The 16,259-nt window shown below is 37.7% G+C and carries 19 protein-coding genes; 9 read left to right on the top strand and 10 right to left on the bottom strand.

All coding sequences use genetic code 11. The features are described from left to right. Nucleotides 1-172: 172 nt before the first annotated feature. The gene (locus ACFPA1_RS13250) at nucleotides 173-625 is read right to left on the bottom strand and encodes a cupredoxin domain-containing protein (RefSeq protein WP_213145176.1); all 453 of its coding nucleotides are present in this window, start codon (nucleotides 623-625) and stop codon (nucleotides 173-175) included. 224 nt (nucleotides 626-849) lie between these two features. On the opposite strand from ACFPA1_RS13250, the gene mprF reads away from it, so the two are divergent. Both mprF and ACFPA1_RS13240 read left to right on the top strand, forming a co-directional pair. Then, nucleotides 850-3,390 (top strand): bifunctional lysylphosphatidylglycerol flippase/synthetase MprF, encoded by a 2,541-nt coding sequence (gene mprF / locus ACFPA1_RS13245; RefSeq protein ID WP_241113952.1) that lies wholly within the window; start codon nucleotides 850-852, stop codon nucleotides 3,388-3,390. Between the two features lie 119 nt (nucleotides 3,391-3,509). Beyond that, complete coding sequence (locus ACFPA1_RS13240; RefSeq protein WP_378583626.1) at nucleotides 3,510-4,670, top strand: D-alanyl-D-alanine carboxypeptidase family protein; 1,161 nt, start codon at nucleotides 3,510-3,512, stop codon at nucleotides 4,668-4,670. A 32-nt stretch (nucleotides 4,671-4,702) separates the two neighbouring features. Here ACFPA1_RS13240 and modB read toward each other — a convergent pair whose 3' ends face one another. Beyond that, nucleotides 4,703-5,365, bottom strand: a complete 663-nt coding sequence (gene modB, locus ACFPA1_RS13235) for a molybdate ABC transporter permease subunit (RefSeq protein ID WP_213145179.1) — start codon at nucleotides 5,363-5,365, stop codon at nucleotides 4,703-4,705. Between the two features lie 105 nt (nucleotides 5,366-5,470). Next, a complete protein-coding gene (locus ACFPA1_RS13230; protein WP_213145180.1) occupies nucleotides 5,471-5,743 on the bottom strand; it encodes a hypothetical protein in 273 nt (90 codons plus the stop codon). 149 nt (nucleotides 5,744-5,892) lie between these two features. Here ACFPA1_RS13230 and ACFPA1_RS13225 point away from each other — a divergent pair, with 149 nt between their 5' ends. Together ACFPA1_RS13225 and ACFPA1_RS13220 are read left to right on the top strand one after the other, a co-directional pair. After that, nucleotides 5,893-6,384: an Hsp20/alpha crystallin family protein gene (locus ACFPA1_RS13225; protein ID WP_213145181.1), complete on the top strand. Its 492-nt coding sequence runs from the start codon at nucleotides 5,893-5,895 to the stop codon at nucleotides 6,382-6,384. 85 nt (nucleotides 6,385-6,469) lie between these two features. Further along, entirely contained in the window at nucleotides 6,470-6,886 is a 417-nt protein-coding gene (locus ACFPA1_RS13220) for a hypothetical protein (protein ID WP_241113954.1), read from the top strand. A 40-nt stretch (nucleotides 6,887-6,926) separates the two neighbouring features. Here ACFPA1_RS13220 and ACFPA1_RS13215 read toward each other — a convergent pair whose 3' ends face one another. After that, a complete protein-coding gene (locus tag ACFPA1_RS13215; protein ID WP_213145182.1) occupies nucleotides 6,927-7,169 on the bottom strand; it encodes a YkuS family protein in 243 nt (80 codons plus the stop codon). Between the two features lie 96 nt (nucleotides 7,170-7,265). Between ACFPA1_RS13215 and ACFPA1_RS13210 the strand changes: the two genes are divergently transcribed. Continuing rightward, nucleotides 7,266-7,406: a YuzL family protein gene (locus ACFPA1_RS13210; RefSeq protein ID WP_213120545.1), complete on the top strand. Its 141-nt coding sequence runs from the start codon at nucleotides 7,266-7,268 to the stop codon at nucleotides 7,404-7,406. 187 nt (nucleotides 7,407-7,593) lie between these two features. Here the strand turns inward: ACFPA1_RS13210 and ACFPA1_RS13205 are convergent, their stop codons facing one another. Beyond that, a complete protein-coding gene (locus tag ACFPA1_RS13205) occupies nucleotides 7,594-9,213 on the bottom strand; it encodes an ABC-F family ATP-binding cassette domain-containing protein (RefSeq protein WP_213145183.1) in 1,620 nt (539 codons plus the stop codon). Between the two features lie 229 nt (nucleotides 9,214-9,442). Here ACFPA1_RS13205 and ACFPA1_RS13200 point away from each other — a divergent pair, with 229 nt between their 5' ends. Further along, the gene (locus ACFPA1_RS13200; protein WP_213145184.1) at nucleotides 9,443-9,580 is read left to right on the top strand and encodes a hypothetical protein; all 138 of its coding nucleotides are present in this window, start codon (nucleotides 9,443-9,445) and stop codon (nucleotides 9,578-9,580) included. Nucleotides 9,581-9,630: 50 nt separating this feature from the next. On the opposite strand, the gene ACFPA1_RS13195 is transcribed toward ACFPA1_RS13200, so the two are convergent. Then, nucleotides 9,631-10,233, bottom strand: a complete 603-nt coding sequence (locus tag ACFPA1_RS13195; protein WP_378583581.1) for an SCO family protein — start codon at nucleotides 10,231-10,233, stop codon at nucleotides 9,631-9,633. A 426-nt stretch (nucleotides 10,234-10,659) separates the two neighbouring features. On the opposite strand from ACFPA1_RS13195, the gene ACFPA1_RS13190 reads away from it, so the two are divergent. Then, nucleotides 10,660-12,585: an endonuclease MutS2 gene (locus tag ACFPA1_RS13190; RefSeq protein ID WP_378583578.1), complete on the top strand. Its 1,926-nt coding sequence runs from the start codon at nucleotides 10,660-10,662 to the stop codon at nucleotides 12,583-12,585. A 63-nt stretch (nucleotides 12,586-12,648) separates the two neighbouring features. Here ACFPA1_RS13190 and ACFPA1_RS13185 read toward each other — a convergent pair whose 3' ends face one another. Then, nucleotides 12,649-12,786: a hypothetical protein gene (locus ACFPA1_RS13185; RefSeq protein ID WP_213145186.1), complete on the bottom strand. Its 138-nt coding sequence runs from the start codon at nucleotides 12,784-12,786 to the stop codon at nucleotides 12,649-12,651. Nucleotides 12,787-12,800: 14 nt separating this feature from the next. Between ACFPA1_RS13185 and ACFPA1_RS13180 the strand changes: the two genes are divergently transcribed. Further along, nucleotides 12,801-13,055: a cold-inducible protein YdjO-related protein gene (locus tag ACFPA1_RS13180; protein WP_241113955.1), complete on the top strand. Its 255-nt coding sequence runs from the start codon at nucleotides 12,801-12,803 to the stop codon at nucleotides 13,053-13,055. 58 nt (nucleotides 13,056-13,113) lie between these two features. Here the strand turns inward: ACFPA1_RS13180 and ACFPA1_RS13175 are convergent, their stop codons facing one another. From ACFPA1_RS13175 to yhfH (ACFPA1_RS13165), 3 genes are all read right to left on the bottom strand, one after another. Next, on the bottom strand, nucleotides 13,114-13,299 hold the full coding sequence (locus tag ACFPA1_RS13175) for a hypothetical protein (protein WP_213145187.1): 186 nt from the start codon (nucleotides 13,297-13,299) through the stop codon (nucleotides 13,114-13,116). Nucleotides 13,300-13,404: 105 nt separating this feature from the next. Then, a complete protein-coding gene (gene yhfH / locus ACFPA1_RS13170; RefSeq protein ID WP_213145188.1) occupies nucleotides 13,405-13,539 on the bottom strand; it encodes a protein YhfH in 135 nt (44 codons plus the stop codon). Nucleotides 13,540-13,624: 85 nt separating this feature from the next. Next, nucleotides 13,625-13,759, bottom strand: a complete 135-nt coding sequence (gene yhfH, locus ACFPA1_RS13165; protein ID WP_213120552.1) for a protein YhfH — start codon at nucleotides 13,757-13,759, stop codon at nucleotides 13,625-13,627. Between the two features lie 268 nt (nucleotides 13,760-14,027). Here yhfH (ACFPA1_RS13165) and ACFPA1_RS13160 point away from each other — a divergent pair, with 268 nt between their 5' ends. Beyond that, a complete protein-coding gene (locus ACFPA1_RS13160) occupies nucleotides 14,028-16,208 on the top strand; it encodes a PAS domain S-box protein (protein ID WP_378583575.1) in 2,181 nt (726 codons plus the stop codon). Nucleotides 16,209-16,259 lie beyond the last annotated feature (51 nt).

Here is a 16,259-nt window from a genome sequence, read left to right as displayed (position 1 = left end):
TGTGGGGTTTTTTATGGAGAATTTGAACGAATTATGAACATGTTTATAAACTGTTTCACTTTATTTATATAACAAACACCGCCTGTTATATAAGAACGATTCAACAATAACAGCACCTAAATAGTGATTACTAGTGAACAGCATAAAAAAACAGGAGAAAAATGCTCCTGTTTTAATCTACGATAATATCAGCAATCATTGGACCATTATGGGCACGATTGGAATGAACTTCGCAAATTAAGCGATAGGTACCCTCCTTGGAAAATTGAAGTGGAACGATTGTTTCTTCCCCTTTTTTTACAGTCCCCTTGATATTTGTACCTTCAATATAGAATGGATGTTCTTCTCCGTTAATGCCGGTTATATACAATTTAACCTTTTCTCCTTTTTCTATAATGATTTGACTCGGATCCCAACGATAGGCCTCAATATCTTTCCCGTTTTTCATTTTGGATTTGTATTCAACTGTCACCATATGGATTTCTCGTATTTTCCCATCTGCCTTCTGATTAAAGACCGCAGCATCCCCAGCTTTTAATAGAAACCAAGATGAAATTGCAGCAAGCATAATACCCACAGCTAAAACGAATAGAAGTGTTTCTTTTTTTAATATTAAAAATTTCACAAGCATAACCCCCCTCTAATATTTGTCCTAGTTTATTCATATGCCGGATAGGTGGGAAAACTTGTCTACTTTTTTTCCTGAATTTTCGAATTGCCTCTGACCAGATGGTTGAACGTTCGATAAAATGTCTACACTTGTAATAAGTCACCGCAAGAAAGTAAGAAATTGCTTTGTATTTCTTTCATAAACGTTTATAGTAAAATCAGGGATGATATGAATACTAGGTGATTATTTTGAAGGGTTATCAGAAGGATAAAATTTTTAAGATTGTAAAATTTTTATTCCCATTGCTTTTATTGATTTTTGCAATATTTGAAATAAAAAAGTTTGTGGGAAATTTAGATGTTCATTTGCTAGAAAAAGAATTAAATCAACTCAATTTTTTGACGCTGCTGCTTATCATTGGCATTACCTTTTCGGCTGTATTACCGATGCTTTTGTATGATGTGATTTTAGTTCGGATTTTAGGGGCAAAGGTCCCAAAAAAAGAATTGTTAGAGCAATCGTTTATTGCCAATTCCTTTTCTAATTTAATCGGATTCGGCGGGTTAATCGGGGCAGCGTTAAGAACGTACTTTTTTCACAAACTTGAACAGGATAAGCGGAGATTACTTAGTGTTATAGCAACAGTTTCCCTATTTTATTTGGCAGGCATCTCATTGTTATCGTGGGCAGCGGCACTTTGGTTCCGGAAGTTTCCTCTGTTTGTCGATACCAAATGGCTTTATTTTGCTGTGTTGGGTGTCGCCCTTTATCTACCGGTCTTTTTAATGATACATAGAATGAACGCTAAAAAGGGCAAGCAATCTTTGATTACGGTAAAAGAGGGAACTAAGCTCATTGGGGTTTCTTTTGTTGAATGGATCGCTGTCTTTTTTGCTATTTATCTATTGACCAGAATTCTGGGTATCTCAATCCGAATCGAAGATCTTTTTCCTGTCTATATTGCCGCTGTTTGTGCAGGAATCATCAGTATGATACCGGGCGGTCTTGGCTCATTTGATTTAGTTTTTATTTGGGGGATGCAGGAATTTCATATGGCCGAGGAAAAAGTCCTCGTTCTCCTTCTTTTGTATCGGGTAGGCTATTACTTACTGCCGTTTATCGTGAGCCTCATTTTTTTTGTGAAGCTTTATTGGGAAAGATGGAACCAGTCGTGGAATAATTTACCTAACGCGATATTAGAGGTATTTAGCCACGTCATTTTGACTATGCTAGTGTTTCTATCAGGGCTTATCCTGCTTTTATCTGCAAGTGTGCCGGGGATTATGTCGAGGCTTAAAATTGCCCAGGAACTGTTATCGTTTCCGATTATTAATGTTTCCCATCAACTCTCTGTTGCTGCTGGATTTTTGCTGTTAGGATTATCGCGAGGCATTGAATATAGAGTGAAACGGACATATGAATTAACAATGGCAGCCTTAATTCTTGCAGCACTGTTTTCCATTTTTAAAGGGATTGATTATGAAGAAGCCATCTTCTTAATTATTGTCGCCATCCTACTTAGAGTTTCGAAAGGGCAGTTCTATCGGGAAAGCTATGTATTAACCTGGGGAAGAACACTCTTTGATATTGCATTAATTGTAATCATTACATCGATGTATATCATCATTGGCTATTTAAATTTACCGGATGCCAAATTGGCGCTGCCTGCAAAATTATTGCCATATGTCATTATCGATTATCACGATTTATTTATGAGTGCGGGAATTGGGTTGTTTATTGCTGTTTCAATCCTTGCCATTGGCTATCTCAACAGCTTATCGAAAAAATGGAAATTTGAATCATCGTTGACACAAGAACAGGAAATCGTTCAGCATTTACATAAATATCAGGGGAAAGTCTTGTCCCATCTGATTTTCTTGCACGATAAATATATTTTCTGGAACAAAAAAAGAAATGTCATGATTTCATTTCAAAAATATGCGGATAAACTGGTGATCCTTGGTGATCCAATTGGTGAACTAAATGATCTATCTTCCGCCATTGAAGAATTTCAGGAAATTGCTGACCTGTATGGATTTTCGCTTGTATTCTATCAGGTTAGTGAAGAAATGCTTCCATACCTTTATAACCATGGATTTGCCTTTTTTAAATTGGGGGAAGAGGCCTTTGTGAAATTGCGGGAATTTTCATTGGCTGGAAGCAAAATGAAAGGATTACGGGCCATTAAAAACAAATTTACCAGTGAAAATTTTCGTTACGAATTGGTAAATCCGCCTCATTCCAGTGAACTTTTAAATGAACTGCGTGAAGTGTCAAATGATTGGCTACAGGGAAGCAAAGAAAAGGGATATTCGCTGGGATTCTTTGATGAAGCTTACCTAAATAAGGCTCCTATTGCACTTGTAAAGGATCGTAATAGTAGAATTATTGGCTTCATGAGCATGATGTATGTTTATGATGATAACCAGACTATTTCAGTGGATTTAATGAGATTCCGTCCGGATGTAGAATCAGGTAGCGTGGATTTTCTGTTTCTCTCCTTAATGGATTGGGCGAAGGAACAGGGGTACCGGCGATTTAATATGGGTATGGCCCCATTGGCGAATGTTGGCCTTTCCAGGTTTTCTTTTTTAAGTGAGAAAATTGCGGCGCAGATTTTCCTGCACGGTCATTTTTTCTATCATTTTCAAGGCTTAAGAAAATTCAAAGAAAAATATACAAATATTTGGGAACCGAAATATTTAGCCTATCGGAAAAAATCTTCTCTTCCGTTTATTATGGCACAAATTACCCTGTTGATTTCGAAGAGAAGGGCATAGATAATGAAAAGTGGCTGGGACAATGAGTCTGCCGCTTTTTTTTATATAAATTTCCAAAAAGGACTCTTCATATCTATAAATATTTGGTAAAATCAATTAGGTAATTAGTCATGGATAGGGTGTTGTCATTGAGTAAATGGATTTTAATTCTTATAATAGTCTTGTTCTTATTTTTAAACCAAATTCCCGTCTTTGCAGAAGGGACTGGGGACCTGCCATTAAAAAGTGAATCAGCGGTGCTTTTAGATACTGAAACGAATGCTGTTCTCTACGGGAAAAATGCGGACGAAAAAATGTATCCTGCCAGCGTTACGAAAATCGCTACAGCTATTTATGCCATTGAAAAAGGGGACTTAGACAGTATTGCGACAGTCAGTGCCAATGCTGTTAGACAAGATGGTACAAGGGTCTACTTAGTGGAAGGTGAACAAGTACCGCTAAAAAAACTAATTCAAGGGATGCTGATCAATTCAGGGAATGACGCCGCAGTGGCGATTGCGGAACAAATTGACGGCAGTGTTGACCTTTTTGCGGAACATATAAATGAATATTTAAAAACAGTTATTGGGGTTAAAAATACGCACTTTACAAATCCAAGCGGCCTTCACGATGACAATCATTATACAACTGCAATGGATTTGGCATTGATTACGAACTATGCCATGAAGAATCCTCAATTTGCCGAGATTTTTGGAACAAAAAGATTACATTGGGAGGGCCAGTCCTGGAATACTGACCTAATCACTCATCATCTTATGCTAAAAGGCGAACTTCCATACGCGGGAATAACCGGGGGGAAAACAGGATATACCACAGTATCGAAACAAACTTTGGCCACCACTGCCGATAATGGGAATTTAAAATTAACGGTGATTGTCCTAAAATCAGACCAAAAAAGAGACAAATATGATGATACAGCCATCCTGTTTGATTATGGATTTAATGAATATGTCCATTCCACCCTAAAACATGGGGAAGTTTATAAGAGCGGCGATCAGGAATTTCTATTGGATAGAGATCTCCTTGTAACGGAGGATAAAAGTGGAATTGTAAAAAAAGTCGACAGTACCGGCCGGTTATCTATTGAAAATCCAAATGGTCAGGTTCTTCAGGTGGCTCAGTTAAAACAAAAGGAAGAACCAAAACCTGTGAAAACTTCTTTAAAATCAAGTAAATCCACTAATAAGCAGGAATATGCAGCATCATACTTTTGGATTTTTATAGTTGCGGCTGCTGCCGTTTTAATAGGTGCCGGGAAAAAAATAACAGGTAAAATGTAGATGAATATAGAAAGCCATGAAATGCTTTAGTTTCATGGCTTTCTTTGTGTTAAATTGGTTGTCAATAGCATTAAAAAAGAGATGAAGATCATTGAAATGACTAACAGCCAAGCTAATTTCATATTGCCTGTTTCCATTGCAACATATACAGCAGTGGGAGCCGTCTGGGTTTTCCCAGGGATATTGCCGGCAAACATGAGCGTGGCGCCAAATTCCCCCAATGCTCTAGCAAAGCTAAGTATGAATCCGGAAACAATCGATTTTACTGATAGTGGGAGAGTTACTTGTAAAAAAACATTAAAATCACTTGCCCCGTCCATCTTCGCAGCCTCTTCGATATCCTTGTCCACGGCTTGAAATCCAGTTTTTACAGATTGGTACATTAACGGAAATGCAACAATAGTGGAGGCAATAATCGCTGCCAGTGGTGTAAAAATGATGGAGCTGTCGAAAAGGGTTTCGATAAAAGCACCTGCCGGACTATTTTTTCCAAAAAAGAAAATTAATAAAAAGCCAATAACGGTAGGCGGCAAAACAATAGGCAGCAGCATCAGGGTCTCTATGATCATTTTTCCTTTAAAATGTTTATCAGCAAATAACCTGCCGAATAAAATACCAAAGATTAGTGCCAGTAGGGCAGAAATTGTGGCCACTTTCAGTGACAATAAAATTGGGGGCCAAAATTCATTAAGCATAGTAGATAAAATACTTCCTCTCGAACGGCTGATTATTCCCTCATTATAGCGAAAGCTTCCAATTCATAAAAGATATAAAACAAAAAAACTGCCAAATTGCAGTTTTTATAGATCATCTTTGTCTTTGGCCAATAGCTGCTGGGCGCCTGAATCGAAGGAGCTCGGGGAATCAATTTGATCTCGGTCATCGACAAAGCTCCTATTCCCAAAGAAATCACTCTTATCACCAAAATTTTGGCCGTAGCCTTGATTTTTCTTGTCGGAATTATGCCACTCAGCCAGCAGGTTTTGGCCAATATTTACGGCGGAAGCATTTTCAAAGGAATTAATTTTAATCATAAATATATTTATATTAATATATGGAACGGGAGTGGGCATGTCATCTCCTCCTTATAATTGCTTTTAAATATATGCAATTCCCTAATGTTTATGAGGAAATTAAGGATTAAAATAACTTTCAGTTAAGTATGATGAAGTAAGGCTTTGTTTTTTGCTTCCCTAGATTAGGGGAGAGGGGGTGCGGATTGATGGATATGGAAAAGTTGAAACAATGGCTAGAGATGGCTAAAAATATGCAGGGCGGGGATTTCTGGAACAATATCTTTGACCAAGAATTTGCCCAACAATTTATGAATGAAGCGCCTTTTAAGACACCTAATGCCCATTCAAACCGGCAGCAGCCCGGCACCGATCTGAAAAGCGAGAGAACGTTCCCTGCAATTGATTTAATGGAAGGGGAAGAGGAGGTAATGGTAGTTATCGAGCTCCCTGGTGTCTTAAAAGAAAACATAGAATTAGGGCTTAATGGCAATATTCTCACCGTCAAAGGAAGAGCGCTGCCTGTTCATCCACATTTGAAATATACTTATTCGGAAAGGTTTTACGGTGAATTCAATCGGCAGATTACCTTACCTGATACCGTAAATCCGCAGGATATCAGCGCTAAATTCTGGAATGGCTTATTAATAGTCAGTTATCAACGATTCGTACAAAAGGGCGAAATTATCCCAATTGAATAACAGGTTTTTATGAAAATAGGACTTGATAAGCAGTGTTTTCCATATAAATAAAGTAAGGTTAAAAATAAGGGAGCGTTTTAGGCCAATGTCAATAAAAAATTTATTCCTTATTTTCCGCAAAAATGATTATGATAAAGAACTCCGAAAAAAAATAACTTCCTTAGAGAGAAATATAGAAGAATTGGAACAAACGCTGCGGGACTTAAAGGCACAAAACAAGCCTGATGAAACCGTGAAAACAAAGGATCCCCCTATAATAATCGAAAAAATAAATATCGAAAAAATTATTCTGGATAAATATGAATTGAATAATAACTTCGGACAGCTTGGGATTAAAGAATTGAAAGGAAAATTAAACATAGGTGCCACATACGGCAGTGAATTTACACCAAATTTCACCGGAGATGAAGACGATAAAGTAACCGAAGCTAAAGAGGAAAGAATCAAGAAGCAAGAAAAACCGAATGGACCCAAGGTAAATATTAAACCAAAAGACCATTAAAAAAAGACTAAAGAGGAGTCCTTTAGTCTTTGTGTTAACATTATTGAAGTCTGCTTTCAACCGCTTGGCATACTTCATCAGCAGACAAACCGTTTGCATCAATAACCGGTGCTTTCGTAACGGTATCAGCCATTCCCATAACGTTCGAATCAAGGCCGGTAACGACACAGCAATCACAATTTTGGGCGTCAGACTCCTGTTTGAGTTCGACAACATCATATCCTTTTGCACGTAGAGCATCTTGAACATTTGTAAGAGATTGTTCTACTCCAACCCTTGCCATACAAACACCTCCTCAATCATTATGTTGCCTAAGTTTGACAGAAATATTCCGAATAACAGGGGATAATCTTTCAAAAGCTAAAATGGGAGGTGTACTATGGGCAAACGCAGTAAAAAGAAAGCCGACCCTTCAACCATAGGGTTGGCTTCACCAGAAGTAGAAGGACAGGGAACGACCACAACAGAAACTGGCTCCAGAATGCAGCCATCTTCAAGGAAAAAGCAGAAACAAATGTAATAATGAAATAAGAGGCTGCCATTTGACAGCCTCTTATTTGTCCAGTTCCAGCGCCCAGCGGCTATTGTCCTTCGCTCATCTCCCTACGATAAGTCAACATCGGATCGCTTCGCTCTCCGTGTTTCCTTTATCTCAGTCGATGCGCTCCAGGCCATACGCCGCTAAACGGGCGCTTCCACTTTTCTAATTATTTATACATCTCTGCTACTTGTTTTTGTATATCAGTATTCTCTAGGTATTCATCATAAGACATTTGCTTATCGACCAATCCAGCAGGTGTTAGTTCAAAAATGCGGTTGGCAATCGTTTGGATAAACTGATGGTCATGGGAAGCAAACAGCATGGATCCCTTAAAATTAATTAATCCATTGTTTAGAGCGGTAATAGACTCCAAATCCAAGTGGTTGGTTGGCTCATCTAAGAGCAAGACATTTGCTCCGCTAAGCATCATTTTGGACAGCATACAGCGGACTTTTTCTCCTCCGGAAAGGACGCTTGATTTCTTTAAAACTTCTTCACCGGAAAATAGCATTCTTCCTAAAAATCCACGTAGGAAGCTTTCACTGTCATCTTTTGGTGAAAACTGACGAAGCCAATCAACAAGATTTAAGTCGCTATTCTCAAAGTATTCCGAGTTATCCTTTGGAAAGTAGGCTTGAGATGTGGTGATTCCCCATTTAAAGGTACCGCTGTCAGCTTCCATTTCACCCATTAATATTTTAAAGAGTGTTGTTTTGGCTGTTTCATTTGTTCCGACAAGGGCGATTTTGTCTCCCTTGTTCATGATAAAGCTAATGTTATCAAGTACCTTCACGCCTTCGATTGTTTTCGTCAGCCCTTCTACTCTTAACAAATCATTACCAATTTCCCTATCTGGGGTAAAGCCGACATATGGATATCGTCTTGAAGATGGTCTAATATCATCAAGTGTAATTTTGTCCAATAGCTTTTTCCGTGATGTTGCCTGCTTGGATTTTGAAGCATTCGCACTAAAACGGGCAATAAAGCTTTGCAACTCTTTAATTTTTTCTTCTTTCTTCTTATTGGCGTCCTGCGCCATTTTTGAAGCTAATTGACTGGATTCATACCAGAAGTCGTAGTTGCCGACATAGATTTGGATTTTGCCAAAGTCTAAATCCGCAATATGGGTACAAACCTTATTTAAGAAGTGACGGTCATGGGATACAACAATCACTGTATTTTCAAAATTGATCAGGAATTCTTCAAGCCATTGGATGGCCTTAATATCCAGATGGTTGGTTGGCTCGTCTAAAAGTAATACATCAGGCTGGCCAAATAGGGCCTGTGCAAGAAGGACTTTTACCTTTTCAGCACCTGTTAATTCAGCCAACTTTTTATAATGAAGCTCTTCGCCAATTCCCAGACCTTTTAACAGGATGGCCGCTTCAGATTCAGCTTCCCAGCCGTTTAACTCGGCAAATTCACCCTCGAGTTCAGCAGCTTTCATGCCGTCCTCATCCGTGAAGTTTTCTTTCATATAAATGGCGTCTTTTTCCTGCATTACCTGATAAAGTCTGGTGTGACCCATGATAACTGTTTTTAAAACTTCATGTTCCTCATATTCAAAGTGGTTCTGCTTTAAAACCGCCATCCGCTCGTTCGGTCCTAGTTGGACTGTACCCGTTTGCGCTTCAATTTCTCCAGCGAGTATTTTTATAAAGGTAGATTTTCCGGCACCGTTCGCCCCGATGAGACCGTAGCAATTGCCGGGAGTAAATTTAATATTCACATCTTCAAAAAGCTTTCGGTCTCCGTATCTTAAACTTACATTACTTACAGTAATCATTCTTGCATCCTCCAAAAAAACATATTGCTTTGTATTATACCATTAATAAGGGAAAAGAGCGAATTTCACAAAAAAATCTTTGGGGGAAAATGCATCATTTTTTTGAGTTTTGTGGGGAAGTAAAGTAGTAAAAAGAAAAATTTTCTAAAAAAATTTTTTTGTTTTCACACTTTATTCATATTTTTGTTGTAAAATTATCGTAAGATGCAGTTAAAAGAGGGTGAATTGTGTGGCCAAAAAACAGCTCGCAGAACTCGTAAACAAGCTTAAAAAAGCAGGTATTAAAGCGAGTTTAACGAAACCAAAGTCCAATTATCATTTATCTTTGCAGCAATTAAAAAAATATCCTTCATCTGTTGTTAAATAATATATGTAGTGAAAAGCGATTAATCCTAGGGACTAACCGCTTTTTTTATACTAATTAATTTTATCCATTATTTTATTTTTAACTTCTTCGCGATTAAAACCATCGCCCATCGGAAATTTGGCAACAAATTTATTGTTTTCGTCAATTAAGTAAGTGAATGTGGTGTGGACAAATTGTCCGTTTCCAGGGTCTTTATATTGGAATTGCAAGGCCTCACCAATCTCCCTGATCTTTTTCTGCTCATTTTTAATATTTTGTTTATCCCCGGTTAGGAATACCCAGTCTTTGCTATTTTCAATTCCAAACCCCTTCATATAATTGGACAATACTTCTGGAGTATCACGATAGGGGTCAATCGTAATCGTAATGAATTCGATATCCTTGCCGAATACCCCGCTTTTTTCTAAATCCTTTTTCAAAGCGGCCATCTTTTGCGTCGTGGTCGGGCAGACATCAGGACAGTGTGTGTAAATGAATTCAATGAGCTTTAATTTTCTTTGATCCTTGCCGAATGTATATTTATCACCATTTTGATTGATTAATGTAACATTGCCTGGAATTTTGGTGTTTGCATCCCGAATAAGAAAATAGGAAATGCCGGCAGCAATACCGATAAATATGGCTAAACTGCAAATAAGGTAGATTTTTTTCATCACGATTCCCTCCTAACAATAAGATAAAGAAGTTTTCACAAAAATGATATGGATATTTTGTGAACAAAAAATGGGCTATGATAATATTGACAATTCATGCCAAATGTAATAATCTGAAGTTGAAATTAAGTTTTCTTAATAAAAGGAGTATGTTTTATGTTAGGTGTCGTTCTTAACTAATCCAACTAATTGGATATTTTCATTCCGGCCGCCTTCTTGTTTTTTTGATAACAAGAAAGGGTTATTTGAGTATGGGCAAGGAATGAGGTTAAGAACAATGGGCAGCCATAAGCATACATTTTATAAATCAATGTAGCTGTGTACACTCGTGTAGACAGTTTTTATTTTGGTTTATTTTGTTGTAATTTTCATTTGCCGCAATGACATTGTTCATTGCGGCTATTTTTATTTTGGGAGGAATATAAGTTGAATCAGCATACCTTTAATGTATTGGAATTTAAACAAATAAAAGAAACTATTGCAGGCTTTGCCATGACAAAGGAAGGAAAAGCGAAAATTGCGGGCCTGACACCTTCTTCTATTAAGAAGCAAATTGAGGCTTGGCTTGATGAGGTTACGGAAGCCGTCGAGATTCTGAAAAAAAGTGCAAGTGTTCCTGTCCATGGACTTGATGGGATGGAACAGATGCTTTCCAACTTAAATAAAGGAGTGGTCTTCCGTCCGGACCAGTTAATGAAGCTGTACGATTTCTTGGATAGCTGCGGAAAGATGAGAAGATATATGAAGGATAAGGAATATTTTGCACCAAGAGTTGCGTCCTATGTCCATGTAATTGAAGAACTGCCGGAGCTTGCCAATGAAATTAATCGCTGTATCCATAATGGCAGAGTGGACGATTATGCCAGCAAGGAGTTATTAAAAATTAGGAAGCAAATGGCCATTCAGGAGGAGCGCCTGAAGGAAAAAACCATGCAGCTGGTAAGGTCAAATAAATATAAGCCATATTTACAGGAACAGGTTGTCAGTCAGCGAAATGGAAGATTTGTGATACCGATAAAAAAGGAGTATCGGACCAAAATTAAAGGGACAGTCTTGGATACATCGGCATCAGGAGCAACATTGTTTATTGAACCTGAGGATATTGCTATATTCCAAGATCAACTTAGCTGGCTTATAGCCGATGAAGAGACCGAGGTACAAAAAGTTCTCAGCCGTCTAACTGGATTGGTGGAGCAATATGAAACGCAAATTCGGCTGGCAGTCGAAACAATGGTTCACTATGATTTTTTGTTTGCAAAAGCAAAGTATTCCCGTTCCATTCATGGCTCCAAGGTGAGAATGAATGACACTGGTGATATGGAATTAATTGAGGCAAAGCATCCGTTGTTAGGTGAAAAAGCTGTACCGTTGACTTTTAGTATGGGGGATAATAAACGAGCCTTAATTATTACGGGTCCGAATACGGGCGGGAAAACAGTTACCATCAAGACGGTTGGGCTGCTCACATTAATGGCCCAATGCGGACTTCATATACCTGCAGATGAAAAGAGTAATATTAGTATTTTTCAAGCTATTTTAGTTGATATTGGGGACGGTCAGAGTATTGCCGAAAATTTAAGTACGTTCAGTTCCAGAATCGTTAATATCATTGAAATCTTAAAGAATGCAAACAATCGCACATTAACTTTAATAGATGAACTTGGTTCCGGCACAGATCCGGGTGAGGGAATGGGTCTGGCAACAGCCATTCTTGAAACTCTTTACGAAAAGGGGGCCGTGATTTTGGCCACCACCCATTATAGTGAAATAAAAGATCTTGCCGAACAGCATCCAGGATTTATAAATGGGTCAATGGAGTTTGATCTTAAGAGCTTAAGTCCAACCTACCGTTTAATGATAGGGAAAGGGGGGGAAAGCCAGGCCTTTGAGATTGCTTTGCAGTTGGGAATCCACCCGAAAATCATTGAAAAAGCGCATAGCGTAACGTATAAAGAAGAAAAAACCTATGTTTCTCCTGTTTCGGACGATTGGAAGCTTAAGGATATGGAAAAACAGGTTATCATCAACAAACACCAAGACAAAAAGCCAGTTGTAAAACCTGTCCAACAAGTGCCTTTATACCAGCAGGGGGACAATGTAAAAATCACACCGGGAAATGAATTTGGGATTGTTTATAAAGGACCAGATCAGCAAGGAAATTATATTGTCCAGATAAAGGGTGAAAAAGTATCGGTTAACCATAAAAGGATGAAGCTATATATTGCCGCAAATGAATTATATCCCGACGATTATGATTTCGATATTATCTTTCAAACGAAAGAAAATCGCAAAAAAAGCAAAATTCTTTCAAAAAGACATGATGACGAAATTATAATTGAACATTCAGAATAACGATAATTCTTAAAACCTCGAAGAGGCTGTCTAAAAGGTACCCATATTAGACAGCCTCTATTATCATTTTTTATTCTGTAAATATTGTTTAGCCAGCAGCTGCTTTACTTCGTTATAGCTTAAACCTGACTGGCTGTTTAGACGTTTTACCTCTTCAATATCTGTTCCAACAATCGAATAACGCTTCTGATTTAAGTTCATTTTAAGTCCTCCAAATGAAAAAGAAAAATGAAGAAATGAAAAGGCTAATTTTGGACATACTAAAGGAAAAGGAGGCGGTTCCGATTTTTTTTGGTAAACGTGCAAAAGAAGAAGAAATGGAAACAATTCTTGTTGATACTGAAATTTTTTCATGCATGGATAATTCATGTATAGGCTGGATGAGAAAGGATTTTGTATCTGACGATTTACTGTGCCCAATGTGTGGTAATGAAATGATACAGGAAATTCGTGAGCTTCCGAAAATATAATAAGTTTCGTGACAAAGACTGTCTTGCTGATGACAGTCTTTATCTATACCCATATCTTCTACAAATTTTCATTTTGCTGGCCGATTTCACCGGCGGCAATAATTGAATTGGCTTCTTTAAGAAATTCATGCTCATCGACCGAATCACCGGGAACATTTTTTAAATTTGGATAGATGGCCCCATTATTAATGGTAATGGTTTTTTCTTTTGGAGCGGTTGTCAAATAATCTTCCTTCTTTGCCATTTCATCATCTCCTTACGTACAGGTTTTGCATTCCAATTGGCTTCTATGCTTCCCTATTTTTGACCAAAACGGAAAAAACTCTCCGGTCCGTCCGGAGAGTTTTTGTTATTCTTCTTTCTTTGATAGGCAGTGGTCACATTCCATTAGGTAAGATTCAGCTTGCTCTTCCATATGCTGACCGCATTCTGGACATTCTTTTTTAGGAAGGTTACGGAAAAATTCAACTGGGCTCATTAACATTATTAAACATCTCCTTTATAGTACAGTTATTTTTATTGTTGTTTGTTGTAGTACAGAATAGTCAAAAATAAAAGTTTCCCTCTTTTTATTCTGCTTTTTTGGATAAACAGCGATCGCATTCCATTAGGTAAGATTCAGCTTGCTCCTCCATATGCTGACCACACTCAGGGCATTCCTTTTTAGGCAGATTACGAAAAAATTCAACCGGACTCATTAACATTTAAAACTCCTCCTTTATTAATACAGTTTATTTTAATCCCTCTTGTTATAGTACAGTATAAACAAAAAAATTAAAAATGTGTAGCCTTTTTTCTAAAAAAGTTAAATTTTTTTAAAAATAAGTCTTTTATCCCGGACAAGTAAGTTTATTAATGATTATTTATGTAGGATTTAATTTAGGGTAAATTAAACAAAAATTTATCTTTCCTAACATTTTACTTTCCATTACAATCATAGTAGAAATAGGTTAAATGGGGGAATGCACGTTAATGAATGCATTTTTAGGAGAATTTCATCCTTATCTTTTTATAATTGCTGTTGGACTAACCTTTATGGCTTCTTATACGGCCTTAGACATGTTTTCCTTAATTAGGTCCTCAGATCAAAATAAAAGGCTGCTTTTTATAGGCGGCACACTTTCAATGGGAATTGGAGTATGGGTAACTAATTTTATTGGATTATTAACGACAAATAGTACTCTGTTTGCTAACTACCATATTCCATTAACGATTCTTTCCATATTTATTGGAGTTGCCTTTACTGGAATGGCGTTTTTTCCGCTGTTTGGAAAAGAAATTAAGATGTCACATCTGCTTGCTGGCAGTTCATTACTAACAATAGCCGTTTTTTCCATCCATATTATAGGCATTTATTCTATGAATGTGACAATTAAATATCATTTCCTTTTATTTGCTTTTTCTGGACTGTTAATGTTCGCAGCCTTCTTCTTTTCCTTTTGGATTTTGTTTTCTGTAAGGAATTTTCCGACTGAAAATCAAGTTTGGCTAAAGCCGGTAAGTTCGATTATTTTAACTGCGGCGATTGCCGAGGGACATATTTTATTAAAGAAATCGACACTATTTATCACCGATAACAATATGGTTAATAGTTCTGCTCCAGATAGTCTGTTTTTTACTTATTTGGTGCTGTTTGTTTCCGTCCTTATAATGGCGGGACTTATTGTTTCAAGTACCTTAATTAGCAAACAGCTAGCCACATCCGATTTCAACTTAAAGGAATCAATTAAAGAAGTAAAAGATATTACCTTTGCTTTAGATCAATCATCCATTGTAGCGATAACCAATTCAAAAGGTATTATTACATTTGTTAATGATAAATTCAGTGAGATTTCGAAATACTGCCGGGATGAATTGATCGGACAGGATCATCGCATTTTAAATTCCGGATACCATTCAAAAGACTTTTTTAAAGATTTGTGGAAAACAATTGGCCAAGGTAATGTTTGGCACGGAGAGATTTGCAACCGTGCCAAGGATGGAGGCCTATATTGGGTGGATACAACGATTGTTCCCTTTTTAAATAGTCACGGGAAGCCGTATCAATATGTAGCGATTCGGACCGATATTTCAGACCGGAAACGTGCTGAGGGACATTTAAAAGAAACAATGAAGGAAAACACTGATATTAAATTTGCTTTGGACCAGTCTTCGATTGTTGCCTTTACAGATTCACGGGGGAAAATTACCAGCGTAAACGACAAGTTTTGTGAGATATCCAAATACAGCCGGGAAGAGATCATTGGAAAGGACCATAATATCTTGAATTCCGGTTACCATTCCAGGGACTTTTTCAAAAACCTATGGAAAACGATTGGGGAAGGAAAGGTTTGGAAAGGGGAAATCCGCAATAAAGCGAAGGATGGAACTTTTTATTGGGTCGATACCACGATCGTTCCATTTCTCAATGAACAGGGGAAGCCATATCAGTATTTGGCGATCCGCAATGATATAACAGAACGCAAGAAGACGGAAGAAGTCCTCCACCGGCAGGATAAGCTTGCCGCGGTTGGGCAATTAGCTGCCGGCGTTGCACATGAAATCCGCAACCCGCTGACATCTATGAAGGGTTACACGGAATTTTTGCAGTTAGATGAGCAAGATCCTGAACGCCTTGAATTTTTGAATATTATTTTAGATGAAATTGAGCGCGTCAATACCATTGTCGAGGACTTCATGGTCTTGGCTAAACCGAAGGCAGTGGAATTAGAAGAAAAGAATGTTGTACCGGTTATCAAGAATGTGGTTTCACTGCTTGAGTTTGAGGCGCGTAAGAAAAACGTCCGTCTGATGTTTAACTGCAATCAGGAAATAATCCAGATAGAATGTGATGAAAATCGTTTGAAGCAGGTCTTTTTAAACTTTATAAAAAATGGTATAGAGGCCATGCCGAATGGCGGGGATCTGCATGTTAAAACGGTGATTCATGAGAACAATGTGCAAATATCCATTCAAGATACCGGTGTTGGCATTCCAAAAGAAAAGCTGAAAAAGCTCGGAGAACCTTTTTTCACTACCAAGAAAAATGGAAATGGACTAGGGTTAATGGTCAGCTTTAAAATTATAGAAAGCCATAACGGGAAAGTATTTGTAGAAAGTGAACCAAACAAGGGAACAACATTCAATATTCTATTGCCGGCAAAAACAGCCTAAAACGGAAGAGCCTATCTTCCGTTTTTCTTTTTTGAAAAATAGACAAAATTT

It is taken from the genome of Neobacillus sp. GCM10023253, from assembly GCF_042653105.1.
GTDB classification, from domain to species: domain Bacteria; phylum Bacillota; class Bacilli; order Bacillales; family Cytobacillaceae; genus Neobacillus; species Neobacillus citreus.
This window is presented reverse-complemented; position numbering and strand designations above follow the sequence as displayed.

Bases quoted from the DNA above. Each gene is read 5' to 3' on its own strand.
- modB (WP_213145179.1), bottom strand. From the start codon at position 5,365: ATGCTTAATGAATTTTGGCCCCCAATTTTATTGTCACTGAAAGTGGCC.
- ACFPA1_RS13230 (WP_213145180.1), bottom strand. From the start codon at position 5,743: ATGCCCACTCCCGTTCCATATATTAATATAAATATATTTATGATTAAA.
- ACFPA1_RS13225 (WP_213145181.1), top strand. From the start codon at position 5,893: ATGGATATGGAAAAGTTGAAACAATGGCTAGAGATGGCTAAAAATATG.
- ACFPA1_RS13220 (WP_241113954.1), top strand. From the start codon at position 6,470: ATGTCAATAAAAAATTTATTCCTTATTTTCCGCAAAAATGATTATGAT.
- ACFPA1_RS13215 (WP_213145182.1), bottom strand. From the start codon at position 7,169: ATGGCAAGGGTTGGAGTAGAACAATCTCTTACAAATGTTCAAGATGCT.
- ACFPA1_RS13210 (WP_213120545.1), top strand. From the start codon at position 7,266: ATGGGCAAACGCAGTAAAAAGAAAGCCGACCCTTCAACCATAGGGTTG.
- ACFPA1_RS13205 (WP_213145183.1), bottom strand. From the start codon at position 9,213: ATGATTACTGTAAGTAATGTAAGTTTAAGATACGGAGACCGAAAGCTT.
- ACFPA1_RS13195 (WP_378583581.1), bottom strand. From the start codon at position 10,233: ATGAAAAAAATCTACCTTATTTGCAGTTTAGCCATATTTATCGGTATT.
- ACFPA1_RS13185 (WP_213145186.1), bottom strand. From the start codon at position 12,786: ATGAACTTAAATCAGAAGCGTTATTCGATTGTTGGAACAGATATTGAA.
- ACFPA1_RS13180 (WP_241113955.1), top strand. From the start codon at position 12,801: ATGAAAAAGAAAAATGAAGAAATGAAAAGGCTAATTTTGGACATACTA.
- ACFPA1_RS13175 (WP_213145187.1), bottom strand. From the start codon at position 13,299: ATGGCAAAGAAGGAAGATTATTTGACAACCGCTCCAAAAGAAAAAACC.
- yhfH (WP_213145188.1), bottom strand. From the start codon at position 13,539: ATGTTAATGAGCCCAGTTGAATTTTTCCGTAACCTTCCTAAAAAAGAA.
- yhfH (WP_213120552.1), bottom strand. From the start codon at position 13,759: ATGTTAATGAGTCCGGTTGAATTTTTTCGTAATCTGCCTAAAAAGGAA.
- ACFPA1_RS13160 (WP_378583575.1), top strand. From the start codon at position 14,028: ATGAATGCATTTTTAGGAGAATTTCATCCTTATCTTTTTATAATTGCT.